19 protein-coding genes and 3 pseudogenes are annotated in these 23,818 nt (G+C 69.7%); 10 read left to right on the top strand and 12 right to left on the bottom strand.

Annotated elements, in window-relative coordinates:
* Positions 1–96: 96 nt before the first annotated feature.
* A pseudogene (holA, locus tag ACJ8AN_RS28805) lies at positions 97–1,056 on the top strand (DNA polymerase III subunit delta); the annotation flags it as partial.
* A gap of 9 nt (positions 1,057–1,065) precedes the next feature.
* Here the strand turns inward: holA and ACJ8AN_RS28800 are convergent.
* A complete protein-coding gene (locus ACJ8AN_RS28800) occupies positions 1,066–1,245 on the bottom strand; it encodes a hypothetical protein (protein WP_407758707.1) in 180 nt (59 codons plus the stop codon).
* A gap of 281 nt (positions 1,246–1,526) precedes the next feature.
* Positions 1,527–1,730 (bottom strand): cold-shock protein, encoded by a 204-nt coding sequence (locus ACJ8AN_RS28795; RefSeq protein ID WP_407758706.1) that lies wholly within the window; start codon positions 1,728–1,730, stop codon positions 1,527–1,529.
* Between the two features lie 265 nt (positions 1,731–1,995).
* Here ACJ8AN_RS28795 and ACJ8AN_RS28790 point away from each other — a divergent pair.
* Positions 1,996–2,142, top strand: a pseudogene (locus ACJ8AN_RS28790) (PLP-dependent transferase); the annotation flags it as partial.
* Between the two features lie 360 nt (positions 2,143–2,502).
* On the opposite strand, the gene ACJ8AN_RS28785 reads toward ACJ8AN_RS28790, so the two are convergent.
* Together ACJ8AN_RS28785 and ACJ8AN_RS28780 are read right to left on the bottom strand one after the other, a co-directional pair.
* Positions 2,503–3,906 carry an NAD(P)/FAD-dependent oxidoreductase gene (locus ACJ8AN_RS28785; protein ID WP_407758705.1) on the bottom strand — a complete coding sequence of 468 codons (1,404 nt, stop codon included), beginning with the start codon at positions 3,904–3,906 and terminating at the stop codon, positions 2,503–2,505.
* Between the two features lie 98 nt (positions 3,907–4,004).
* Positions 4,005–4,802 carry an NRDE family protein gene (locus tag ACJ8AN_RS28780; protein WP_407758704.1) on the bottom strand — a complete coding sequence of 266 codons (798 nt, stop codon included), beginning with the start codon at positions 4,800–4,802 and terminating at the stop codon, positions 4,005–4,007.
* A gap of 111 nt (positions 4,803–4,913) precedes the next feature.
* Here ACJ8AN_RS28780 and metG point away from each other — a divergent pair, with 111 nt between their 5' ends.
* From metG to ACJ8AN_RS28765, 3 genes are read left to right on the top strand one after another with little or no spacing between them, the layout of a single operon-like run.
* The gene (gene metG / locus ACJ8AN_RS28775) at positions 4,914–7,028 is read left to right on the top strand and encodes a methionine--tRNA ligase (protein ID WP_407758703.1); all 2,115 of its coding nucleotides are present in this window, start codon (positions 4,914–4,916) and stop codon (positions 7,026–7,028) included.
* Between the two features lie 2 nt (positions 7,029–7,030).
* Positions 7,031–8,014 carry a HEAT repeat domain-containing protein gene (locus ACJ8AN_RS28770; protein WP_407758702.1) on the top strand — a complete coding sequence of 328 codons (984 nt, stop codon included), beginning with the start codon at positions 7,031–7,033 and terminating at the stop codon, positions 8,012–8,014.
* Positions 8,011–8,802 (top strand): TatD family hydrolase, encoded by a 792-nt coding sequence (locus tag ACJ8AN_RS28765; RefSeq protein WP_407758701.1) that lies wholly within the window; start codon positions 8,011–8,013, stop codon positions 8,800–8,802. The genes ACJ8AN_RS28770 and ACJ8AN_RS28765 overlap by 4 nt, the downstream gene beginning before the upstream one ends.
* On the opposite strand, the gene ACJ8AN_RS28760 is transcribed toward ACJ8AN_RS28765, so the two are convergent.
* From ACJ8AN_RS28760 to ACJ8AN_RS28745, 4 genes are all read right to left on the bottom strand, one after another.
* Positions 8,789–12,100, bottom strand: a complete 3,312-nt coding sequence (locus tag ACJ8AN_RS28760) for a tetratricopeptide repeat protein (RefSeq protein WP_407758700.1) — start codon at positions 12,098–12,100, stop codon at positions 8,789–8,791. The genes ACJ8AN_RS28765 and ACJ8AN_RS28760 overlap by 14 nt on opposite strands.
* Before the next feature lie 92 nt (positions 12,101–12,192).
* Positions 12,193–12,819, bottom strand: a complete 627-nt coding sequence (locus ACJ8AN_RS28755) for a phytanoyl-CoA dioxygenase family protein (protein ID WP_407758699.1) — start codon at positions 12,817–12,819, stop codon at positions 12,193–12,195.
* A 52-nt stretch (positions 12,820–12,871) separates the two neighbouring features.
* The gene (locus ACJ8AN_RS28750; protein ID WP_407758698.1) at positions 12,872–14,836 is read right to left on the bottom strand and encodes an HD domain-containing phosphohydrolase; all 1,965 of its coding nucleotides are present in this window, start codon (positions 14,834–14,836) and stop codon (positions 12,872–12,874) included.
* Positions 14,837–14,838: 2 nt separating this feature from the next.
* Complete coding sequence (locus tag ACJ8AN_RS28745) at positions 14,839–16,347, bottom strand: 3'-5' exoribonuclease YhaM family protein (protein WP_407758697.1); 1,509 nt, start codon at positions 16,345–16,347, stop codon at positions 14,839–14,841.
* A 46-nt stretch (positions 16,348–16,393) separates the two neighbouring features.
* Between ACJ8AN_RS28745 and ACJ8AN_RS28740 the strand changes: the two genes are divergently transcribed.
* Positions 16,394–17,005 (top strand): START domain-containing protein, encoded by a 612-nt coding sequence (locus ACJ8AN_RS28740; protein WP_407758696.1) that lies wholly within the window; start codon positions 16,394–16,396, stop codon positions 17,003–17,005.
* Between the two features lie 4 nt (positions 17,006–17,009).
* Here ACJ8AN_RS28740 and ACJ8AN_RS28735 read toward each other — a convergent pair whose 3' ends face one another.
* Positions 17,010–18,149, bottom strand: coding sequence for a class I SAM-dependent rRNA methyltransferase (locus ACJ8AN_RS28735; RefSeq protein WP_407758695.1), 1,140 nt, complete (start codon positions 18,147–18,149; stop codon positions 17,010–17,012).
* 279 nt (positions 18,150–18,428) lie between these two features.
* On the opposite strand from ACJ8AN_RS28735, the gene ACJ8AN_RS28730 reads away from it, so the two are divergent.
* Both ACJ8AN_RS28730 and ACJ8AN_RS28725 read left to right on the top strand, forming a co-directional pair.
* Complete coding sequence (locus ACJ8AN_RS28730) at positions 18,429–18,665, top strand: addiction module protein (RefSeq protein WP_407758694.1); 237 nt, start codon at positions 18,429–18,431, stop codon at positions 18,663–18,665.
* A complete protein-coding gene (locus ACJ8AN_RS28725; protein ID WP_407758693.1) occupies positions 18,662–18,973 on the top strand; it encodes a hypothetical protein in 312 nt (103 codons plus the stop codon). Before ACJ8AN_RS28730 ends, ACJ8AN_RS28725 begins: the two co-directional genes overlap by 4 nt.
* Positions 18,974–19,028: 55 nt before the next feature.
* Here the strand turns inward: ACJ8AN_RS28725 and ACJ8AN_RS28720 are convergent, their stop codons facing one another.
* Both ACJ8AN_RS28720 and ACJ8AN_RS28715 read right to left on the bottom strand, forming a co-directional pair.
* A complete protein-coding gene (locus ACJ8AN_RS28720; RefSeq protein ID WP_407758692.1) occupies positions 19,029–19,403 on the bottom strand; it encodes a hypothetical protein in 375 nt (124 codons plus the stop codon).
* A 20-nt stretch (positions 19,404–19,423) separates the two neighbouring features.
* Positions 19,424–21,019 (bottom strand): NAD(P)/FAD-dependent oxidoreductase, encoded by a 1,596-nt coding sequence (locus ACJ8AN_RS28715; RefSeq protein WP_407758691.1) that lies wholly within the window; start codon positions 21,017–21,019, stop codon positions 19,424–19,426.
* 311 nt (positions 21,020–21,330) lie between these two features.
* Here ACJ8AN_RS28715 and ACJ8AN_RS28710 point away from each other — a divergent pair, with 311 nt between their 5' ends.
* Positions 21,331–21,531, top strand: a complete 201-nt coding sequence (locus tag ACJ8AN_RS28710) for a hypothetical protein (protein ID WP_407758690.1) — start codon at positions 21,331–21,333, stop codon at positions 21,529–21,531.
* A gap of 131 nt (positions 21,532–21,662) precedes the next feature.
* Here ACJ8AN_RS28710 and ACJ8AN_RS28705 read toward each other — a convergent pair whose 3' ends face one another.
* Positions 21,663–22,340 (bottom strand): diacylglycerol kinase family protein, encoded by a 678-nt coding sequence (locus ACJ8AN_RS28705; RefSeq protein ID WP_407758689.1) that lies wholly within the window; start codon positions 22,338–22,340, stop codon positions 21,663–21,665.
* An 84-nt stretch (positions 22,341–22,424) separates the two neighbouring features.
* On the opposite strand from ACJ8AN_RS28705, the pseudogene ACJ8AN_RS28700 reads away from it, so the two are divergent.
* A pseudogene (locus ACJ8AN_RS28700) lies at positions 22,425–23,818 on the top strand (N-acetylmuramoyl-L-alanine amidase); the annotation flags it as partial.

The raw sequence follows: 23,818 nt of genomic DNA, 5'->3' as shown, positions 1-23,818 counted from the left end.
TTTGCCGGACCGTCAGCGCACCATGGTAGGGCAGGGTGTCGCTGGTGATCTGGCAGTCCAGATCCGCTTCCGTGAAGCCGAGAAAGGCCGGTTCGAGCTCCGGCGGGGTGGGGCGTGGATCAGCTCGACCCGAGCGCGCGCGGGGCGCCGTCGGTGGACGACTGGAAGGACGAGCTGAACGTGGAGCTCGCCGAGGCCGACCTGGCCTTCCTCAAGGAGGTGGCCACGTTCTGCCGCGAGGAGCGCATCTCCGCGCCCGAGGGTGACGCGAGCGCGCTGCTGGAGCTGTTCCAGAAGGGCGTGCCGACGGGGCATGCGCTGGTGCTGGCGGCCTCGGAGGTGGACGCGAAGAATCCGCTGGTGAAGCTCGCGGCGGACAAGGGCCGCGTGGTGGAGCGCAAGGTGGCGGCGCGCCACAAGGACTTCGAGATAGAGCCGCTCGCCCAGGAGTTCCTGCGGCCCTTCAAGAAGAAGCTGGGCAAGGGTGCGGCGGAGCAGCTCAAGGAGCGCATCGGCGGCAACGTGCGGCTGCTGCAGTCGGAGCTGGAGAAGCTGGCGACGTACGCGGAGGGCTCGGTCATCGAAGCCGCGGACGTGGCGATGCTGGTGGCCCACACGCGCGAGGAGGAGTTCTTCGAGCTGTCCGAGGCCCTCCAGAACCGCAACCTGAAGGCGGCGCTGGACTACACGCTGGACGCGATGGGGCAGGGGGTGCACGGGCTGCAGCTGCTGGGCGCGGTGGCTTCCGTCACGCGCGGCATGCTGGAGAACCACGAGCGGCTGGAGAAGTTCGCCGGAGGCGCATTGCCGCGCTCGTTCCCGGACTTCAAGTCCCGTGTGTTCCCGAAGGTGGAAGAGGAGGCCAAGGCGGCGAAGGGCAAGGCCCCTCATCCGTACGCGGCCTTCCTCGCGATGCAAGGGGCGGCACGCTACAAGCGGCGCGAACTACTCGACGCGCTGGTGGCGTGCGCCGATGCCGACCTGGCGCTCAAGTCCTCGGCGAGCGGCAAGCTCGTCATCGAGCGGCTGCTCTGGACTGTCTGCGGGAGCGCCTGACGGCCGTGCTCACTGCTCCAGGGGCGCCTGGGGCCCTGGGACGATGTGCGCGATGTCAGGATCCACCCCGTCCGTGGGGGTGGGGCGCTCGGCCTTGAGGCGCTTGCGCTCCTCGCGCTTGGCCTCCTTGTCCTGATTGCGCTCCTGACGAGCCCGCTCCTTCTGTCGCTTGTTGAATGTGACGGTCATAAGACTCCAAGGGAGAGAGTGTGAGAGAGGCCCGTCTCCCCTCGAGACCGGGCCTGTGCTGACAGTCCTGATGCACGAGCACGAGCGCTCGCCGATGGACCGGGCGGCCGATCGGCCCCCTGCCCCCTCACGGCACCGACTCGGGTCGGAGCGCAGAGGGCCTCAGATTTAATCACCGCGGCCCGAGATGTCATCTCGACGTGCCCGGTGTCCATCATCCAAATGAAAACGGCCCAACCTCGCGAGGAGACTGGGCCGGTTCCGGTTCCTGCCGACGCGTCTTAGACGGGGCGGACGTTCTGCGCCTGCAGACCCTTGGGGCCGCGGGCCACGTCGAACTCCACCTTCTGGCCCTCGGCCAGGGTGCGGAAGCCGTTGGCCTGGATCGCGCTGTGGTGGCAGAAGAGGTCCTCGCCCCCGCCCTCCTGCGTGATGAAGCCAAAGCCCTTCGCGTCGTTGAACCACTTCACGGTACCAGTCGCCATTTACTTGTCTTCTTTCGTGTCCGGTCTCACTGAGTTGAGGCCGGCGGCCACTCCCTTGTGGGGCGGCCATTGCCGTGTGTCACGTTTCGAGGCGCGTGCCTAGGGGACACTCTCCGAATATCTCCGAAAAGTGCCCCCCGTGACTGGCGGCTGGGGAGGTAACCCCCGGTTCCGGACTTCCATTCCGTGCCCCGGCGGAGGCCTCATCGGGACGATTTTCGAGTACGCCGCTTGGGGTGGCGTGCTCCACCCCGAGGCGGGCTACATGCTGCACCGCGGTCTCGCGACGCTCCCCATCCGCGTGCGTGAGGCACAGCGGGGCGCCTGGTTCCTCGCCGAGCGCCTCGCCTCGCATGCGGCCGTGTCCCGCGTCTGGTACCCGGGGCTCGCGAGCGGCGATCCCGAGGGGCTCGTGGGCCGGCAGATGCGCGGACCGGGGTGCCTGCTCTCGTTCGAGCTGTCGGGCGGTGGGAAGGCGGCGCGTGGGCCTGGAGAACCCCGAGGACCTCTGGGCGGACCTCCAGCGCGCGCTGGATGCGGCGCAGTCGCTCGAGCGGCTGACGGCGTAGCGCCCGTCGCCGGGGGGAAGAGGGAAGAAGTGCTGCCCGAGTGAAGAAGCCGTTGGTTTGGGTGACCCATCCAGGTCAGGGCGGATTTGAACCGCGATCGTTTTTCAGACGATTTACCAAGGCGTGTTCGGCCTCCTCGGCCGGGCAGCTGAACTCAGGGACGAAAGGGCCCGGAAAATCCTGACACCGGGCCCCTTCCGCCTCTACACGCGGGGCATGCGGTCCACGTTCGCGCGCTCGGGCAGGGGGACGAACAGGCTCTTGGCCCCGTAGGCGAGCACCGACAGCGCCGTCCCCGGCTGCAGGAACGACTCCAGGCCGTCGCGCATGTGCAGCACGCGCAGGAACTGGTGGTAGACGTCCGCGTCCACCGAGGTCAGCTCGATGAGCCGGCCGAGGAACCAGTGCATGACGCCCACGCCCGGAGGCCGCGAGCCCGTGGCCTGCGGGTAGTGCATGTCCATGATGGACGTCATGAACCAGGGGATGCGGATGACGCCCGGCAGCTTGCGCCGGAACTGCTCCGCTATCCCGGTGAGCCCTCCGGACGTACTCAGCCCGCGGTCGCGGATGAGCTCTCCGAGCAGCTTCGCGCCCAGGCTGGCCGTCGTCATGCCCTGGCCGAAGATGGGGTTGAAGGAGCACACCGCGTCGCCCGAGACGATGAGGCGATCCGGGAAGCGGGGCAGCCGCTCGTAGTGCAGCCACCGGCTCGTCGGAATCTTGTGCGTGACGGGCGCCGACAGCGGCTCGGCGTCCTGGATGTAGTCGTAGACGCCGGGCCTCGGCAGCGAGCGGGCGAACTCCAGGAAGCCCTGGTCATCCGTGGGCGCGTGGTCGCCGAAGTACCCGTTCATGCTGACGATCCACCGGTCCCCCTCCACGTTGGAGATGAACCCCGCCCGCCATCCGTCCGGCGAGCGCGGGTACTGCACCAGCAGCTTCCACTCGTCCTTGAAGCTCGCGGGACGCTTGTAGTACCGGCTCGTGTACGCCAGGTCGATGCCGACCTTCTCCTCCTCGGGCTGGCCGTAGCCCAGCTCCTCCAGCCACCGCGGCGCGCGCGTGCCGCGGCCGCTCGTGTCCACCACCAGATCCGCCTCCACCGTCTCCTCGCCGTCCGGGCCCTTGAGCTTCACCCCGGTGACGCGCTGCTTCGCCGCGTCCGTGCTCAGCTCCTCGACGGTGACGCGCTCGCGGAAGTGCACGTTCGGCAGCGCCTTCACCCGCTGGAACACCGTCCACTCCAGATAGGGGCGGGTGCACAGCACCGTTTCAATGCCGCACTCGGCGCGCACCTTCCACACGCCGAAGTGCTGCCAGGCGAAGTCCCGGCTCGAGTCGATGACGTTGATGCCCTCGCTCTGCATGTCCCGCGTCAGCCCGGGGAAGAGCTCCTCCAGCACCCGCTTGCCGGCCTCGAGCAACACGTGGACGTGCTGGCCCTGCGGGGCGCCCTTGCGCGGCTGCGGTCCCTCGGGACGCTCGTCCCGGTCGAGCACCGTCACCTTGTCGAAGTAGTCCGCCAGCACGCGGGCATTCACCAGCCCGGCCATGCTGCCGCCGATGACCACCGCATGCCCGTATTTGCGTACGCTGTTGCTCATGACACCTCCCTCCATTTCGGAGTGTGGGTCCCTATTAGGGACCGCCCCGTGCCCGGGGGGCAAGTTGGGGAGGTAGACCGTGGCTCTGGCGGCCGACGTCAGCGGTCGTGGAGCAGGTGTGTGACGTCTCGATACGGCTCCTGACATGGCGCCGCGTCGGCCGTCAGGTAATGCGCCACGCGCCCGGGCTCGAGCGCGACGAGGGCCGACGAGCGCGTCCCATACTCCGGCGTGTGGATGCACAGCGCCTGGTACTGCCGCATGCGCTCGCGCAGCTCAGGAAGGCCCTCCTCGTCGGGGAGGAGCTCCGGTGCACGCTCGGGCAGCAGGTGGTCCGCCAGCAGCGCCTGGAGGGCCTGGACGGCCTCGGACCAGGGCTTCCGGGCCGCCTTCTCCGCCAGCTTCCGGGCCCTCGCCACCTTGGGCAGCGCCGGGGAGTCGAGCACGTCGTTGGGGAGCACATGAACGCCCGGCGGCACGTCCTCCTTCCACATGCGCTCGGCATCCGGGCGGGCATACGCCACCCGGAGTTTCACGGCGTCCCCGTAGAGCAGGTTGAAGGGGTTGTACTCCCGAGGGTCCAGGCCCGCGAGGTAGCGCTCGACTCCCTCCACGCTGCCAGTCTGGAGGGCGCACATTACGACCTCTCCCCTGGAGCGAGGGGCCCGCGTCAGGTTCGCCGCACCCCGCTGGTTCGTCAGTCCGACGAAGAAACCGCCGTCCGTGACCCCCATCCACGTCCCCTGACGCTCCAGGTCCCGGCCACCGACGATTCGGGGCGAGAGCGACAGGACGTGGGGACCGGCGGCCGGGCGGGCGTAGAGCTCATCCCGATTGGCGGCGAGCAGGAGCGGGTAGTCGGGGTGGGCGTGGCGGAGGATGGCGATGGTGCACATCGTGTGGGGTCGATAATAGCTCCGAGGCCCCGGTGCACTCCGCGCGTACTTTCATTCCCGATGACCGGAGCCCACCGAGCGGCTAATGTCCGCCCCCCCTCAGGAGAACCCATGGCGGAGAGAATCCTCGTCACCAGCGCGCTGCCGTATGCCAACGGCCCCATCCACATCGGCCACGCCGTCGAGTACGTCCAGACCGACATCTTCGTGCGCTTCCTGCGCTCCTGCGGCAAGGACGTCGTCTACTTCTGCGCGGACGACACCCACGGCACTCCCATCGAGATCAACGCCGCGAAGCAGGGCCTCAAGCCCGAGGACTTCGTCGCCCGCTGGTACGACTCGCACCAGGCGGACTTCCGCGACCTCGGCGTCAGCGTGGACTACTTCCACTCGACCAACTCGCCGGAGAACAAGCACTACGCCGAGTACATCTACGGCAAGCTGAAGGAGCACGGCGACATCGAGAAGCGCGACATCGAGCAGGCCTACTGCGAGACGGACAAGCGCTTCCTGCCGGACCGCTTCATCAAGGGCACCTGTCCCAACTGCAAGGCCGCCGACCAGTACGGTGACGCCTGCGAGAAGTGCGGCAAGGCCTACGCCCCCACGGACCTCATCGAGCCGCGCTGCGCCCTGTGCGGCACGCCGCCGGTGCGCCGCAAGTCCGTGCACCTGTTCTTCAAGCTGTCGCGCCACGCGGACTTCCTCAAGGACACGCTGCGCAAGCCCGGCTTCGTCAACCAGGGTCTGGCCACCCAGCTCCAGGGTTTCTTCGAGGCGGGTCTGGCCGACTGGGACATCAGCCGCGACGGGCCGTACTTCGGCTTCTCCATCCCGGGCGAGACGGACAAGTACTTCTACGTCTGGCTGGACGCCCCCATCGGGTACATCGCCACCACGGAGAAGTGGGCGCAGACGACGGGCAAGGCGAAGAGCGCCCTGGACTACTGGGCCGAGAACAGCGACGCGCGCATCATCCACTTCATCGGCAAGGACATCGTCTACTTCCACGCGCTCTTCTGGCCCGCCGTGCTCAAGGTGGCCGGCCTCAAGCAGCCCGAGAGCGTGAAGGTCCACGGCCATCTCACCGTCAACGGCGAGAAGATGAGCAAGAGCCGCGGCACGCTCATCCCCGTGCGCTCCTACCTGGAGCACCTGGATCCGAGCTACCTGCGCTACTTCTACGCGGCCTCGCTGGGCTCGGGCATCGAGGACCTCGATCTGAGCCTCAAGGACTTCCGCCTCCGGGTGAACGGGGAGCTGGTGAACAACATCGGCAACCTCGCCAACCGCAGCCTGTCCATGCTCGCGGGAGCCGCGCTGGAGAAGCGGCTCGCTCCCGCCACGAAGGAGGGTCCCGGCAAGGCGCTGGTGGAGGCGGCACTCGCCCGCGTTCCCGAGGTCCGCGAGGCCTTCGAGAAGCTCGAGTACCGCAACGCCATCCGCATCATCACGGACATCTCCCAGTCCGCGAACGGCTTCCTCCAGACCGCGGCGCCCTGGGCCAAGGTGAAGACCGACCCCGAGGCCGCTCGCGCCGACCTGAGCGACGCCGCCGAGGTGGCCTACCTGCTGGGCGCGCTGCTCACGCCGGTCATTCCGCGCGTGACGGAGAAGCTCTTCGCGCAGCTCAACGCGCCGGCGCTCACCTTCGAGGCGCTCGCCACCGCGCGCTACCCGCTGCTCGACCGCAGCCGGCCCGTGGGCACCCCCGAGCCGCTCCTGCCCCGTCTGGAGGAGGAGCGCGTCAACGCCATCCTCGGCCAGACTCCGGCCGCCGCCGCCGAGCCGGCCAAGGAGGGCAAGAAGGAAGGGAAGGGCGAGAAGAAGGCCGCCGAGCCCAAGCCCGCCGCCGAGGCCAGGGCTCCCGAGGCGAAGCCCGCCGAGGCCGCCGCACCGGGGGAGATCGAGATTGGCGACTTCGGCAAGGTGGTGCTCCGGGTGGGCAAGGTGCTCGCCGCCGAGCGCGTGCCGAAGGCGGACAAGCTGCTGAAGCTCACGGTGGACTTGGGTGAGGCGCAGCCGCGCACCATCTGCTCCGGCATCGCCGAGGCCTACCAGCCCGAGCAGGTGCAGGGCCGCAAGGTGGTGGTGGTGGCCAACCTCAAGCCGCGCATGCTGCGGGGCATCGAGTCGCGCGGGATGATTCTGACCGCGGGACCCGGTGGCAAGGACCTGTCCCTGTTGGATCCGGGTGACATGCCTCCCGGCTCCGAGGTGAAGTGAGCGTGACGGACGACTGGCGGGCCGAACGGGACCGGGCCCTCCTCGCCCTCGAGCGGGAGAGGGACCCGGCCAAACGCACCGAGGCGGCGGAGTTGCTCTTCCATCTGGCCGCCGAGGATGCTTCTCGCGCGCCCGAGCTGTCCGAGGCGCTCACGCGGTTGCTCGCCGATCCTCAGGTGGCCGTGCGCCGCATGGCCGTGGGCATGGCCACCGCGGTGCTCCCCGCCGACGAGCTGCCGGGCTTCCTCGCCGCGCGGCTCGCCGATGAGGAGAGTCTCGTGCGGGTGGAGGCCGCTGGGCGCCTTGCCGACCTGTCCCGGCCGGATTGCCGCGGGACGCTGGCCCGGGCCCTCGAGGACCCCGTCTTCGAGGTCCGCTTCGAGGCCGCTCGCGGCATGGCCTCGCTCAAGCACCCCTCGGGACTGGAGGTGCTCGTGCAGGCGCTCGACGAGGACCTGATGCGCTTCCGTGCGCTCGGGGCGCTCGCCGAGCTGGGGGATGTGCGCGCGCTGCCCGCCGTGCAGCGCCTGTTCCGCCGCTGGTTGCTGCCCGCCTTCGACAAGACCCAGGCGGCCGGAGTGCTCGCGAAGCTGGGCGACTCCGAGGGCGCGGGCTGGCTCGTCAAACGCACGGAGCGGCGGCGGTGGAACTGGGCCCAGGACCGGGCCCTCGCCGTGGAGCTGTGTGGCGAGGTGAAGGCGGACGGCGCGCTCGAGCGGTTGCGCGCCATCCTCGACGACAAGAAGGACAACTGCCGGGGAGCGGCGGCGCGAGGCCTGGGGCGGTTGGGAGACCCGAAGGCCCTGCCGTGGCTGCTGTCGCTGCTCGATGAGCCTGGAGTCCCCGAGGACTACCGGCTCGATGCCGCCGAGGGCTTGTGGCTGCTCGGCATTCCCGAGGGCCGGGAGCGGGTGCGCGCGGTGTTGCCCGCGTTCTCCCAGGAGGCCCGTGCCGAGCTCTCCGAGCTCATCCAGGAGATGCCATGAGGCTGGTTGATTCGCACTGCCACTTCGATCGCGCCGACACGGCGTATGTGAATGCCGCGCTGGAGCGCGCGCGCGCCGCCGGGCTGGTGCATGCCGTCATCGTCGGCCAGTTCCAGGGCCCCGGAGACTGGGGCATCGCCCTGGAGGTCGCCGCCGCCCATCCAGAGTTCCTCACGCCGACGCTGGGGATTCATCCGCACGAGGCGGCCCGGGCCACCGCGGCGGACCTGGAGCACCTGGAGCGCACGTGCGCGCGCCCGGAGATTCACGCCGTGGGCGAGGCGGGACTCGACTACTACTACGACCACTCGCCCCGGGAGGAGCAGGCGCGGGTGTTCCGGTGGCAGTGCGCGCTGGCGAAGCGGTTGGGCAAGCCGCTCGTGGTGCACGTGCGCGACGCGCATGACGACTGCGAGGCCATCCTGAAAGAGGAGGGCGTGAACCGGGGCGTCATCCACTGCTTCACCGGGGACACGGACGCGGCCCGGCGCTACCTGGACCTGGGCTTCATGCTGTCGCTGTCCGGAGTGGTCACCTACAAGAAGACCGAGGCGCTCCAGGACGCGGTGCGTTTCGCCCCGCTGGAGCGGCTGATGGTGGAGACGGACAGCCCGTACCTGGCGCCGGTGCCGTACCGGGGGAAGAAGAACGAGCCCTCGTACGTGGTGGAGACGGCGAAGAAGGTCGCCAAGCTGAAGGGCGTCTCCGTCGAAAAGGTGGCCGAGGTGACCACGGCCAACGCGGCGGCGCTGTTCGGCTTCACCGTGGTCGCCCTCAACGCGGACTGACGCTCTGGGAGTCGGGCGCGAGCCCCTGGAGGGGCGTGTCCCGGCCCAGGGCAATGAAAGGCGCCCAGTAGTGGGGATGGGGCCGGGTCTCCCGGAGCGCACGCATGGCCTCGCGCAGCGCCGTCGAGCGCCCCTGTCCCGCGAGCAGGTTGCGGTAGTAGGCCTCCATCAACGTGCTCGTCGTCTCGTCGTCCACCTTCCAGAGACTCGTCACCACGGTCTCCGCTCCCGCCACGAGGAAGGCCCGGCGCAGCCCATACACCCCTTGTCCCAGCTTGACGTCGCCCCGGCCGGTGTCACAGGCGGACAGCACCACCAGCTGGGTGCCCCACAGGTCGAGGCCCGCCAGCTCCAGGGCCGTGACCAGCGCGTTGTCGGACGAGGGCGGGGTGGCTCCGCGGGTGGAGGACGCTGGTGCGCCCGCTCCGGCGAGGAGCAGGCCGGAGCGCAGCAGGGGCTCCGCGGGGCGCGGGGCGGCGGAGCTCTCGCCCAGAGCACCGAAATGGCCGACGCCGCGAGCGCCCTCGGGCGTGGGGGCGTCCTCCAGGAAGAAGCCGTGGGTGGCCAGGTGGAGGATGCCGGGCGTGCCCAGGTGCAGCAGGCGCTGCTTGGTGGCCTCCGCGCCCAGGAAGAGCTGGGCCTGGGGAAGCAGCCGCTGAATGGCCTCGGCCTCCCGGCGGGTGCCGGGCAGGGGAGTGGGGTGCCAGGCCCGCTGCACCGGCTCCTCACTCAGTGTGGAGAAGAAGCGCTCGAGCGAGGTGGAGCGTCTGGTCGGCGCTGACGCCCCGTCCGCGGGAGGGGCGGAGGGCTGGAGCGGAGCGCTGAAGTCCGGGTCGGCGAGGACGACTACGGAGGCCGCGGGGGCTGCCTCCTGGGGGCGCGGCAGCAGGTCCTTGCCGGAGGTGAGGGAGGTGAAGTCGAAGGCATCCACGAGGTAGCGCTGGCCGTCATGCAGGGCATCGAAGGGCACCAGGGCCAGCTGACCATCCGGAGAGAGGAAGAGACGGCGCGTCTTCCCCAGCAGCGGAAGCAGGGGTTGGAAGGCGAGCCGGTAGAGCGCCTGGGCGTGAGCCTGGAAGGCGGCGTCCCGGTTGGCGAGGGCCACGCGCAGGAGTGAGGCGGCCGAGTCGATGGGCTCGGCGGGGCCCAGATCGAGGGCGCGCGTGGTGGCGTCGGGGAAGAGCACCAGCGCCAGGTAGCGCTGCCGTGGCTCGGGAGGAGTACCGGGCCCGGGCACGAGGGGGCGGTCCACGTAGGTGATGAATTCGACAAGGGCACCGTCCTTGGGGAGGGCCCGGGCGACGCGGTCGACGATGTCCGCGGGAGACGGCAATGCGGTCCGCGCGCGCAGGGGGGCGGAGCGCCTCGCGAGCTCGGCTTCGAGGGCATCTCCCCGCTCGGCGAGCTCCTGGAGCTGTCGTTGATGGGCCGCCGGTGTGAGCGAGCCAGGGCCCTGGTACGAGAGCTCGGCCAGTTGGGTGCGCAGCCCGCGCAACCGCTCGAAGGTGTCGCCCTCCTCCGTGCCCAGGCTCTGGTAGACCGCGCGGGAGATGTCGGCCGTCTCTTCCACCGAGCGGCCCTTGAGGAGCAGGACGGCGCTCAGGGCCAGGCGTCTCACCTGGGCGTTGTCTGGATGCTGGCGCAGCAGCGCATAGAGGCGTTCCTCCTCGGCGCGCAGGAGTTGGAGCAGGCTGGCCAGGCGCGCCTCGGAGAAGCCGAGTGCCTCCTGACGCAGGCGCTGCTCGGACGCGGAGAAGGCGCGTGTGAACAGCGGAAGGGCCGCGCCGAGGCGATGCCGGGCCAGCCCGAGTGCGGCGAGGTTGTTGAGCGAATCGGCGATGTAGGGATGGTTCTTGTCGAGGGCCGCTTCGCGAATGGTGAGCGCGCGCCGGTAGAGCGGCTCGGCCCGGCCGTACTGCCCCTGCTTCCAGTAGAGGAGGGCGAGACTGTTGATCGCGTCGGCGACGTCGGGATGGTTCTTGCCCAGGGCCGCTTCCCAGATGGCGAGCGCGCGCTGGTAGAGCGGCTCGGCCTGGCCATACATCCCCCGTTCCACGTAGACGTTGGCGAGGTTGTGGAGTGAAAGGGCCAGCTCGGGATGGCTCTTGCCGAGGGACTCTTCCTCAATGGCGATCGCGCGTTGGTAGAGCGGCTCGGCCCGGTCGTACAACCCCTGCCTCCAGTAGAGGCTGGCGAGGTCGCCGAGCGTGGGGGCGACCTGGGGATTGTTCTTGCCGAAGGACTCTTCCTTGATGGCCAGCGCGCGTTGGAAGAGCGACTCGGCCCGGTCGTACATTCCCTGTATCACGTAGAGGTTGGCGAGGTTGTGGAGCGAATCGGCGACGTGGGGATGGTTCTTGCCCAGGGCCGCTTCCTGAATGGCGATCGCGCGTTGGTAGAGCGGCTCGGCCCGGTCGTACATTCCCTGTCTCTCGTAGAGGTGGGCGAGGTTGTGGAGCGCATCGGCGACGTCGGGATGGTTCTTGCCCAGGGCCGCTTCCCAGATGGCGAGCGCGCGCTCCAGGAGCGGCCCGGCCCGGCCGTACAATCCCTGCCTCGAGTAGACGATGGCGAGGTTGTTGAGGGATTGGGCGACGTCGGGATGGTTCTTGCCGAGGGCCACTTCCCGGATGGTGAGCGCGCGTTGGTGGAGCGATTCGGCCCGGTCGTACAATCCCTGTTTCACGTAGAGGAGGGCGAGGTTGTTGAGCGAGCCGGCGACGCGGAGATGGTTCTTGCCGAGGGTTTCTTCCCGGAGGGCGAGCACGCGCTCGTAGAGCGGTTGAGCCCGGTCGTACAGCCCCTGCTCGTGGTAGAGGTTGGCGAGGTTGTTGAGCAAGGAGGCGACATCGGGATGGTTCTTGCCGAGGGCTGCTTCCCGAATGGCGAGCGCGCGCTGGTAGAGCGGCTCGGCCTGAGCGTACTTCCCCTGGTCTGAGTAGAGGAGGGCGAGGCCGTTGAGCGAGGAGGCGACGTCGGGATGAGTCGCGCCGAGGGCCTTCTCCCGAATGGCGAGTGCACGTTGAAACAGTTGCGTGCCCCCTTCGAGGTCTCCCTGAAGCCCGTGTAACTTGCCGAGCAGGTTCAGACAGTTGGCGACTTCGGGATGCGTGCCCCCGAGTACCGCTTCCCGCAGTGCGAGCGCCTGTTCGCCTCGCGCCATGGCCTCGGCGTACTTGCCCGCCGCGTCGAGCGTCTTCGCCTCGTCATAGGCTTTCTGGGCTTCCTGCAGCCTTGCGTCCGGTGGCGGCTCCCCGGCCAACGCCGTTGCCGCACAGCACAGAGCAAACACAGCCATCCACTCGCGAGCCCACCGCATGTTCTCCCCCCTTTGGGTGCGGTCAGAGCGTACCCCGAATCGCTCGAAGGGCTGCTGGACGCGGCGCGCGCTTAGTAGGTGCCCGGAGTGAACGAGGCGAGCTCGCGGCGGCCGAACTGCGCGAGCACCACGCGGCGGCGGCGCCCGGACTCGTTGCTCGAGCCGGCATGCCAGACATGGGCGCTGAAGACGATGACGTCTCCCGCGCGGGCCTCGAGCAACCGCTCGCCGGGGTGGACGGCCTGGGGTTGGGCGTACGCGCCGCGAGGGACGCGGGCCCAGCGGTGGCTCCCGGGCACGATGCGCGTGGCGCCATTGTCCCGGGCCATGTCATCGAGCACCCAGAACGCATTGGCGAGGAGCTGGCGCTCGGGAGGGGTGGGGGTGCCCCAGTCGACATGGAGCCCCTGGCGCCCGTGGCCGCGAGGCGGCGCGCGGCCGTGCACCCAGCGCACGTGGACGTCGTCCTCGAGCAGCGCGCCCACCGCGGCCATGACGCGAGGATGCGTCTGGCAGACGGCGAAGGCGGGCTCTGTATCGAGGTGGGGCCCCCAGTTCGTGTTGGCGCCCTCGTTGGGCAGGGAGGCGGCGAGCCCCTCCCAGGCGGAGTGCATCGCCGCGAGCTCTGTCGCGGACAGCACGCCCGGGAGCAGCAGCCAGCCTTCGGACTCGAGCTGCCGCCGTTCGTTCAGGTCCATGCCGCACAGGATGCACCCTCACGTGACGTGAGGGTCAAGTCCGCGCGTGTGGCTACACCGCGGCCGTGGAGATCGACGGCCTGCGCGCCGCGACCTGTTGGGCCAGCTGCTCCAGGTCCTTGCTCATCTGCGGCATGTCCAGCAGGAGCGCGTCCGGGTCGTAGCGGAAGTCGGCCTGCGGGAAGCCCAGCAGCGTCTGCATGGCCTGCTCGCCGCTCTGTCCCGCGACGGTGGCATAGACGAGCTGTCCCTGCTCCAGGTGCAGGTAGCCCTCGTGCACGTGGTGCTTGAGGTAGAGCCGCCCGGACTTCCTTCCCGTCCCCAGCAGCTTGAGCAGCTCCGGCGCGGGCATCTCGTCCAGGCTCCCGCGCACCTGGCGCGCCGGGCCGTTGTTCTGGATGCGGTCGTCGTACAGGGTGCGGATCGTCTTCGCCGCCGCGTCCGGGTCCGCGGGAGCCAGCACCGCCGTGGCGCCGCCCATCATCAGCCGCTCGCGCGTGCCGGGGTCCGGGTCTCCGAGCACCACCACCGGCAGGCCCGCGTGCTCCGGAGAGGCTCGCACCGCCTGCAGCAGGGCCAGCACCTCCTCCAGCCCGAACTTCAGCCCCACCACCAGCACGTCGCAGTCCTGGTACCTCAGCGCGTCGTACGCCCCGTCCAGCAGCGCGAGCGCGTGCACCACCAGCCCCTGCTTCTGCGTGGACTCGAGCAGGTCCGTGCGCGTGCCTTCCTCCGGCTCCACGACGAGGATCTGCCGCCCGTCGTTGGCGATGCGCTGGCGCAGCAGCTCGCCGCTCTGCACTCGCAGGACGATGTCCGCCACCAGCGGATCGTACAGCTTGCCCGAGTGCTCGCGCAGGTGCTCGAGCGCCTGCTCCTTGGTCAGCACCTTCCCGAGCGCGTTGGCCGGGTTCTTCGTCAGCTCCAGGTAGCTGTCCACCGCCGCCAGGACGCGCGCGCCCAGGGTGATGTCGTCGCCCTTGGCCCCCTGGGGCGTCCCCGAGCCGTCATAGGCCTCGTACATCTGCGCGAGCATGGTGTTCACCTGCAGGGGCAGGTTCACCGACTCGAAGAGCTTCACCGGCACGCGGCAGTAGCGCTTGGCGTCGGCCAGCCACTCCGGGTTCACCGCGTTGCTGGCCACGCAGAAGTGCCGGTCCGCCGGCTTGCCCAGGTCGTGCAGGAAGCCCGCGATGGCCACCGCCGCCACGTCCTTGGGCGCCATGCCCAGGTACCGCGCCACGAGCGCCGCCTGCCTCGACACCTGCGCCGAGTGGCCCCGGTGGTGCTTGCGATCCCGCTCCTGCATCGTGACGAGGATGTTGAGCGTCTCGATGTAGTCCTTGTCCGTCACCGAGCCGCGCGAGCCCAGCAGGACGTCGCTGCGCGAGGTGTTGGGCCGGGCGGCCTGACCCGGGCGCACCGGACGCAGCCGGTTGTCCGTGTCGAGCCGCAGCTGGAGGCTCGCCCTCGGCATGGTGGCCCCCGCGGTGCTCTCGTAGGCGGTGGCCATGGTGGACACATCCGCCCGAGTCTGAGCGGTCACCACCTCCAGCGAGGCGAAGGCCGTGGTGTCCCCGTAGTAGTGCTTGCGGATGGCGGCGGCGATGGTGCTGCGCAGGCCCACGTACGCGTAGACCTCGGTCATGCCCGTCACCAGGGCGATCTCGTCGAGCAGCTTCTTGTTCTGCGGCTCGGCGGCCACCACCGACAACAGCTTGCGCTCCGGGTCGATGGCGAGCGGAAGCACGTTGTTGGCCTCCGCCAGCCGCACCGGCACCTTGTCCAGCACCTCCGTGGGAATGCGGGCCTTGGCCAGCTTCTCCGCGGAGACGAAGCGCGTCTGGAACTCGGCCGCCAGGAAGCGCAGCAGTGCCGCCTCCTGGAGCAGGCCAATCTCCACCAGGCAGTCCCCCAGCCGGTGGCCGGTGATCTTCTGGTGCTCCAGGGCCTTCTGGATGGACTCGCTCGTGACGAGTCCCGCCTCGACCAGCCGCTCGCCGAGTTTCTTCGCCATGTTCAGCCTTCCGAGTCGGAGCCCCCATCCGGCTTGCCGGGCGGCTCCGTCTTCGTCAACACGCTGAAGGGTTTGAAGGTCAGCTCCTTGGGCACGTTCACCGGATCGCGGGGCGGCTTGGGCTCGCGCTGCTCCCGAGGCTCGCGCTGCTCCCGAGGCTCGCGCTGCTCCCGAGGCTCGCGCTGCTCCCGAGGCTCACGCGGCGGCCGGGGCTCGCGCGGCTTCTCCTGCCGCTCGGGACGCTCCGGGCGCTCGGGACGCTGCGTCTCGCCCGCGGGGGCGCCAGCCGTCTTCTCCGGCCGCTCCTTGGGCTTCTTGTCCTTGCCCTTGCGGCGGCCACCGCCCTCCACGGGTGCCCGGCCGCGCACGGTGGGCACCGGACCCTTCCAGAGCGAGCGGTCGTAGAGCTTGAGGTTCTCCGTCCACTTCTCGTTGGGATCGCGCTGCATGGCCTCGACCCACGAGGCGATGCGCGAGTCCAGCGAGTCCAGGGCGTGGACGATGTGCGCCTCGAGCGTCACCGGCAGCTTGGGCGAGCCGTACTCCAGCCGGCCGTGGTGCGCGAGCACGAGGTGCGTGAGGTGCTGCTCGAGCAGCGGCGGGAAGTTGGGCAGGGAGAGCGTCTTCTCGCGAATCTTCTGCGCCGTCATCACGAGGTGGCCGACGAGCTTGCCCTCGTCGGTATACTCGAAGCCCTTCTCCGGGGAGATCTCCGCGACCTTCATCACGTCGTGGAGGAAGGCGCCGGCCATCAGCAGGTCGCGGTCCGCCATGGGGTAGTGGTCCGCCACGCGGAGGGTGAGCCGCATCACCGACAGGAGGTGGTCCGCCAGTCCGCCGCGGTAGGCGTGGTGCACGCCCTTGGCGGCCGGCGCGTGCGGCAGTCCCGCCGAAATCTGCGGATCGTCCAGGAAGGCCAGCAGCAGGGCCTTCACGTTCGGGTCGTTCACGCGCTCGGTGATGAGCTCGCGAATCTGGCCCACGGCGCGGGCGCCACCGGGGCCCTCGCCGCCGGTCTTCGGGGCGGTCTCCTCGCGGTTCTCGCGGCGCTCCTCTCGGCCCGGGCGCTCCTCGCGGGCGGGGGCGGCGGCCTTGGCGGCGGGCTGCTCCTCGCGGGCGGGGGGCGCCGCCGGGGGCTCGAACTCCTGGGGATCCAACGGTCCGGGGTCGAGCTTCTCGACGGCCTCGATGACCACCTGGGGCTTGCCGTGGAAGGCGATGACATTGCCCCGCACGAGCACGAAGTCACCGGTGGAGAAGGCGGGCTCGAGCTCCTCGACCTTGTCGAAGACGCGGGCGTCGATCTCGCCGCTCTTGTCCACGAGCACCACGGAGAGGAACGTCTTGCCGCTGCGCGCGGTGACGCGTTCCTTCTTGGTGACGCGGAAGACGGTGTTGACGGAGTCCTTCTCGCGCAGGTCCTTCGCGTACACCTTGCGCACCATTTCCTCGGAGGCGCCGGTGGCGGGGGAATCGTTGGGGGAGGGATTGGACGGATTATCGGTCGTCATACGCGGGGGCGGACACTACCACCACCCAGGCGGTTAGGATGGGTTCATGTCCCTTCTGCCCACTCTCTCCCTGCTCGTCCTGTTGACTGGTGCCGCTGAACCGGCCTGGCAACAGGTGACCCGTGACGACGGCATCATCGTCCAGGCCCGGACTCCCGAAGGGGGCTCCGTCTCCGAGGTGAAGGCCACCGCCCTCGTGGATGCCCCTCCCCAGGACGTCTGGCGGGTCATTCGTGACTACAACAACTACACGAAGACCATGCCCTATACCGAGGAGAGCCGCGTGCTGGCCTCGGAGCAGGACGGGAAGGTCATCGTCTTCCACTGCCTGGTGAACGCCCCGCTGGTGGACAAGCGCGACTTCATCATCCGCATCGTCGACGACTCGGACTGGAAGGAGGGCAAGGGCTTCCTCAAGACGTCCTGGACGGTGACGACACAGGGCGCGCCCCCCGAGAAGGAGGGCGTGGTGCGTGTGAAACTCAACAATGGCTATTGGCTGCTGGAGCCGCGCGAGGAGGGGAAGAAGACCTTCGTCACCTACTACCTCTACACGGACCCGGGGGGCTCGCTGCCCAAGTGGATCGCCGACCGGGCGAACAAGACGTCCGTGCCGGACGTGCTCCGGGCCGTGCGCAAGTACTCGACGCGGAAGTAGCGCGTCAGCTCGCCTCCAGGGCGATGGCCGACAGGTAGTCGGTGCCGGGGAAGCCCACCAGGGTGGGGTGGTCCGGCGGCAGGCCGAGCCGGGCGAGTCTCACGCCCATGCGCCCCTCCTGCTCGCAGGCCTCGGCCACCAGGTCATCGAAGCCGCCGATGAGCAGGGGCGGGTGGTAGCCCACGACGACGAGCGCGCCGCCGTGCCGGGTGACGCGCAGGCCCAGGCGCACCTGCTCGATGAAGGTCTCCGGGGAGGTGGCCTCGGGGGTGTCCAGCAGCACCAGGTCGAAGGTGTCGTGGAGCCCGCGCAGCACGGTGAGGGAGTCCCCCCTCTCCACCCGGAGCCGTCCGAGCAGCCCGTTGGCCTCGCCATTCTCCCGGGCGAGGTCCGCCGTGTCCGCGTCGCTGTCGAAGGCGAGGATGGAGCGGGCGCCGTGGCGGCCGGCGTGCACGAAGAGGCCTCCCACGTGGCAGCTCGGGTCCAGCACCCGCGCGCCCTGGGAGAGCCGGGCGATGAAGCGGCGCAGCTCCCGCTGATCATACGGGTAGCCCACGCCGGGGCCGTAGGTGAGGTCCACGGTGAAGCGGGCGCCCAGCTCCAGCACGCGGCTCCAGCGGGGCGGGTTGCCGTAGAGCGTGTGGGGCCGCTGGATGGGCAGGCCGAGCTGCCGGCGCCGGGCGGTGTCGTTGCGCAGCAGGACGGACTCGGCGCCGCTCACCTCCACGAGGGCGCGCGTAATCTCCTGCAGGCGGGCGTCCATGGCGCGCGTGAGCGTCTGCACGACGAGGTGCGTGTCGTAGCGGTCCACGATGAGGCCGGGGAGCGCGTCGCCGTCGTCGTTGATGGAGCGGCAGAAGCGCGGGTCATCCACCATGCGCGCGCGGCGCTCGAAGGCGTGGCGCACGTGGCGGGGGATGAGGCCCTCGGCGGATTCGTCCGGGAGCCCCAGCCGGCGCACGGCGTAGGAGGCCTCGAGGTCCACGTCCGCGAGCCCCAGCACCTGTCCATCCTCGTCCCGGAGCTGCACGGCCTCGCCCACGGAGGGCGTGCCTTCCATCGAGACGATGTCCTCGCGGCGCACCCAGGGGGCGCCGTGCTTGAGCCGCCGCGCCGCCTCGCGGGAAAGATAGGTATTGAGCAAGGCCGTCCTCCCCCTGGCGCGAGCCCCATGCCGCGCCTGTGCCTCCAATGGGGGGAAACATGCGGCGGGCGGCGAACGGGTGCGGGGAGGGCGGGAGTGCCCCCCTGGAGGGCAGGGGAGCGGGAGAGGGGAGGGCGGCTTCGGCCGACGCCTGCCTGAAGACGGCTGCACCTCCTGACGAGCAGGCGCGTGGCTGCCGGGCTCCGGAAGCACTACACTTCAAGAGGCGGCACGTGGGATGTGCGGCAGGTTCTTGAGCGACGAGCCGGAGCGGGTGCGATGAGCGAGCAAGCGGAAAAACTTCTGAGTGAAGCGCTCAAACTGCCCACCTCCGAGCGTGTTCGCGTCGCGGCGGAGCTGCTCGCCAGCGTGGAGGGTGAACCCGAGCCCGACGCCGAAGCCGCGTGGGCGGCGGAGATTGATCGCCGTGTACGGCGCGTCGAGGCCGAGGGGCCGAAGGGTGACGACTGGCAGGACGTTCACGCCCGGATCGCCTCCCGACTCCGCTCGAAATGAGCCGGAGGATTCTCGTCGAACCCGAGGCCGAAGCGGAGTTGCAGGCCGCGGCCGAGTGGTACGAGGCGCAGGGGGCGGGCCTCGGCTTCGAGTTGCTCGCGCAGGCCCAGGCTGCCTACCAGCGCATCGCGGATGGGGAACATGGAACCCACGTCCCGGGTGTCCAGACGGGAGCACGGCGCATGCCAGTCTCACCTTTCCCGCTCTGGATTGTGTTCATCGAGCGAAGCGGAACCGTCGTGATCGTCGCCTACGCGCACGAGCGAAGGCGGCCCGGATACTGGTCCACGCGCATACGCGAGTCGTAGCCAGGCCGTGAGGAGCGGCGGAGCACGGAATCCGGGCTCACAGGGCGTGGGAGGCTCAGTCCTGCCTGGTGGCCGGCCGCCGCCGGACGGCGCTGACGGTGAGCCACATGAGCACCGAGCTCATCGCCAGCGCCAGGACGATGCCCGCGCCCCGGAGGCCCCAGTCGTCCTTCATGATGAGCCGCAGCGAGGTGAAGCCCAGCACCACCGCGACGACGACGCCCGCCTTCTGGGCCCGGGACATGAGGCCCGTCGAGGGGCGTTTGGCCCGGGCGAGCACCGGGATGCTCGAGGCCTTGCGCCAGGTGGAGTGTCCGTCCTCGAGCACTTCGTCCTCGGGCCCCACCAGGCCCTGGGTATACGCCTGCTCCACATCCAACATCGTGGGGTAGCCCAGCTCTCCATCCGGCGTACGTACGCGGTAGCTCATGGTGCCCTCCCGGCGCTCTGTCAGGACAGCTCGGTCGCAATCTGCTCAGCCACTCGCAGCCCATCAATGGCCGAGGAGACGATGCCGCCAGCGTAGCCGCAGCCCTCGCCCGCGGGGTAGAGCCCCTTCATCGACACCGACTGCAAGTCGTCACCGCGCGTAATCCGCACCGGGGAGCTCGTCCGGCTCTCAATCCCGATGAGCTTGCCCTCGTCGCTGATGAAGCCGCGCATCTTGCGGTCGAACGCCTTGAGCGCCTGCTTCAGCGAGCTGGTGAGGCCCGGCGGGAAGAGCTTGTTGAGATCCGTATGGGCGAGCCCCGGCCGGTAGCTCGTCCCGCCCGGCTCCTTCTTCACGCGCCCGGCGAGGTAGTCCGGAATCGTCTGCGCGGGGGCGTAGAACTTCCCGCCGCCCAGCTCGTACGCCTTGGACTCCCAGTGGCGCTGGAACTCCAGGCCCGCGAGCGGCCCACGGAAGCCCTCGCGCTCGAAGTCCTGCACGGACACCGTCACGACGATGCCCGCGTTGGCGTACTTCGCGTTGCGGCGCGAGTTGCTCATGCCGTTGGTGCACTGCAGCCCGTCCTGCGTGGGCGTGGGCACCACGATGCCGCCCGGGCACATGCAGAACGAGTAGACGCCGCGCACCTCGCCGTCCACGTCCAGGTTCTCCGCCAGCTTGTAGTCGGCCGGGGGCAGCTTCGGGTTCTTCGCCGCGCTGCCGTACTGGATGGAGTTGATGAGCCCCTGCGGGTGCTCGGCGCGGAAGCCGAGCGCGAAGGGCTTGGGCTCGATGACCACCTGGCCGTCCGCGGCGAAGCGCTCGTAGAGCTCGCGCGCCGAGTTGCCCGGGGCGAGCACCACCCGGTCGCTCTCCAGCGTGCGCCCGTCCGACAGCTTCACGCCCGCCACCCGGCCATCGCGGTAGAGCACCTCCTGCACCTTGTGCTCGAAGAGCACCTGGCAGCCCCCGGCGATGAGGTCGTCCCGCAGCTTCGCCACCGCCCCCGGCAGCAGGTCCGAGCCGATGTGCGGCTTGCCCTCGATGAGGATGTGGTCCGGCGCGCCGCAGCGGGCGAACGTCTCAATCACCTTGCGCACCATCGGGTGGTTGATGCGCGTGGACAGCTTGCCGTCCGTATACGCGCCGGCCCCACCCTCCCCGAAGTTCATGTTGCTCTCGGGGTCCAACGAGCCGTCCCGCATCAGCTTCGCCACATCTTTCCGCCGCGACACGACTTCCTTGCCGCGCTCGATGAGGATGGTGCGAACGCCGCGTTCCAGCAGGCCGAGCGCCGCGAAGAGTCCCGCGGGCCCGGTGCCGATGATGAGCGGCATGCGCTCCGGCTCCTTCACGCGCTGGGGCGGCTCGGGAGGAGGCGGCGTCTCACTGACGTCCGGCGGCAGCCGCTTGGGCGCGCGGCCAGGGGCCAGTTCCACCTCCAGCGTATAGATGTAGCGGGGGCTGCCTTTCTTGCGCGCATCCAGCACCGCGCGCACCACGCGCACGGACGCGAGGTCCGAGCGAGTGACTCCGAGCTTCTCGGCCGCTCGCTGCCCGAGGAGCTCTTCCGGCTCGTCCAACCACAGCCCGATGTTGTTCACCCGATACGCCATGCGCTGCTCTTCTCCTGAAGCCGGGGAAAGGGGCGCGTATCTGCGCCGTCCGAGCCCCTGAATGCAAGCTGTTGAACACCTGGGAAGCGGCCGGGTGCGAACTTGACGATGCACCCCACGCATGCCTCCCCCCTGGGCTGGGAGTGGGGTGCGAAGGCCCCTTCGCATCTCCGGACAACCCCGTCAGGCCGTTGATTCTCGCAACACCCCGATGCGAATGGGAATTCGTTTGGAAGGCGACGGGTGGCACGCGGGTTGAAGACGATACCGCCAGTGATTACGCGGTCCCACCGCCTACGGAGGACACGTCCTTGAGCACCGACAAGCAGGGCACCAAGATTCTCGCCCGTACCTTCTTCAACCAGCTGCGCGCGAGCGGCTACACCCCCATGCAGATCATCGGCATGGCCACCGAGCTGCTGGACCTGGTGACGGAGGACCTCAAGGGAGTGGACAAGAACGTCGTCCAGCCGACGCAGGAGGCCCGGCCGGACTTCCGGCAGGAGGCCTGAGCCCCTAGAATGGCTGAGTCCCCGGGGAGCAGCCGGGTTCCGGGCAGGTCCCGGGGCTCGAGCGCCCCCCAGGTGGCAACCGAAACCGGCCTCGCGCCGGTTTTTTTGTGCCCGGAATCCGCCGGGGGGCCCTACCGGTGGCCCTCGCGCTCGCGGCGGCGCTGGCGGGCGGCGGCCCCGGCGACGACGAGCAGGCCCGCGTCCATGGCGGTGAAGACGGAGCTGGCCGTGCGCAGCGAGAGCGCCCCGAGCAGCAGCGCACCTCCGAAGAAGGCCACCCGGTCCACCCAGACGGAGCGCGGTTGGGGCAGTACCAGCACCGCCACGCACAGGGCGAGCGGCAGACCGAGCGCCACCTGCCGGGCGATTTGAGGCCCGCTGCTGACGACCGTCTCCCAGTTGTGCACGAGGATGGCGGCGAAGATGACGACGGTGCCGGTGGCGAGCACCAGCACGCCCGCGGCGGCCGCGTCCTTGGTGAGGCGGGCCTTCTCGTCGAAGTGCCGGGTGGCGAGGTCCACCAGGTGCTCGAGCGCGCTGTTGAGGATTTCGGCGAAGAAGATGAGGAGGACGCAGAAGATGAGCGTCACCTTCTCCGCGAGCCCGAGCGGAATGCCGCTGCCCACCAGGCCCACGAGGAGGGCGGAGACGAGGTGGACGCGCATGTTGCGCTGGTGGACGGCGGTGTGGATGAGCCCGTTCCACGCGTGGCGGAAGGAGGCGAGCATTCCGGAGCCGCCATGCGACGCATAGGCGGGCGGGCGCTTCTGCTCGGGAGGCGGAGGCTGGGACAGGGCTGGAGAACTCATCACGGACAGGTTAGCGGGAGAGCAGGCAGGCACCCACGGTTTGATTGGTCAGCCCTCGCGCCGGGGCCTAACGTCCGGCCCCTCATGGCCCTTCCTGCTCACGTCCGTACCGCCGCCTGGGTGCTGGTCTCGCTGCTCTGCCTGCCGGGCACGAGCCGGGCCCAGGAGGACGCTTCCTTCTCGAATGATTGTGGCCTGGAGCCTCCCGGTGCCGTCTATGTCCCGCTGCCCGGCCCGAGGCCCCACGAGACACGGTGGGGGCCCTCGGAGCCCGCCCTGGTGCGGCGCGAGGACCGTCTCGGGGGCCGGGTGTCCGGGCTCTCGGGGGTGCCGCAGACGCGCATCCGCTCGGGCGCCCTGTCGGGAAAAACGATCTACCTGAGCCCGGGGCACGGCTTCTATCGCAGCGAGCCCCTGGGCCGGTGGGCCACCCAACGCGGCAACACGAACGACGTCGTCGAGGATCTCATCTCCATCGAGACGCTCAACCAGTACCTGCTGCCGATGCTCATGGGCGCGGGCGCGACGGTGATTCCAGTGCGCGAGGCGGACCTCAACCCGCACATGGTCATCCTCAACAACGGGGGCACGGGCTACGCGGAGCAGGGGCCGGCGGAGCTCTTCTCCGGCTCGACGCTGGCGGGCTGGGGTCCGCCGCCGGTGCCCATGGGCAACGCGGTGCGGCCCTTCGAGCTGGGGGGCAACCGGCTGATGACGGCCGCGCCCACGGCCACCGCGAGCGCCACCTGGACGCCTTCGATTCCGGCGGATGGCTACTACCACGTGTACGTCTCCTACAGCGCGTACCCGGCCCGGGTTCCGGACGCGCACTACGTGGTGAAGCACGCGGGCGGCGAGAGCCACTTCCGGGTGAACCAGCGCCGCCACGGCGGGACGTGGCTGCTGCTCGGCCGCTTCTACTTCCGCGCGGGCCAGCACCCCGAGACGGCCTCGGTGGTGGCGCTCAACGACTCGGCGGAGCCGGGCAACGTGTCGCTGGACGCGGTGCGCTTCGGTGGTGGCAGCGGCGCCATCGGGGACGCGACGCTCGGCGTGCTGCCGCGTCCCCGCTTCGAGGAGTGCGCGCGCTACCACACCCAGTTCAGCGGCGCGCCGCCCTCGGTGTTCGCCCCCTCGGGGGTCAACGCGCTCTCCAACGAGCGCAACGACGACGTCTCCTCTCGTCCGCGCTTCGCGGCCTGGTTGCACGAGGACGGAGAGGACGCCGTCTACGTCGCCTGGCACACCAATGCCTCCACCACCGGCAATGTCCGGGGCACCGAGGCCTACGTCTACGGCCCCAACCCCGTGGATGGCTCCTACAACTTCACCGGAGTGCGTGGCAGCGAGGTGCTCGCCCAGAATCTGCTGGATGAGCTGAAGGCGGATCTGCAGCGGGAGGTGCAGCCCACCTGGACGGTGCGCAGGCTGCGCTCGGCCAACCTCGGCGAGGTGAACCCGGCCCACAATCCGGAGAT

Origin of the sequence: Archangium sp. (genome assembly GCF_045802675.1) — a bacterium.
Taxonomy (GTDB): Bacteria; Myxococcota; Myxococcia; order Myxococcales; family Myxococcaceae; genus Archangium.
The sequence above is the reverse complement of the archived record's forward strand: the minus strand, read 5'-3'. Positions and strand labels throughout refer to the sequence as shown.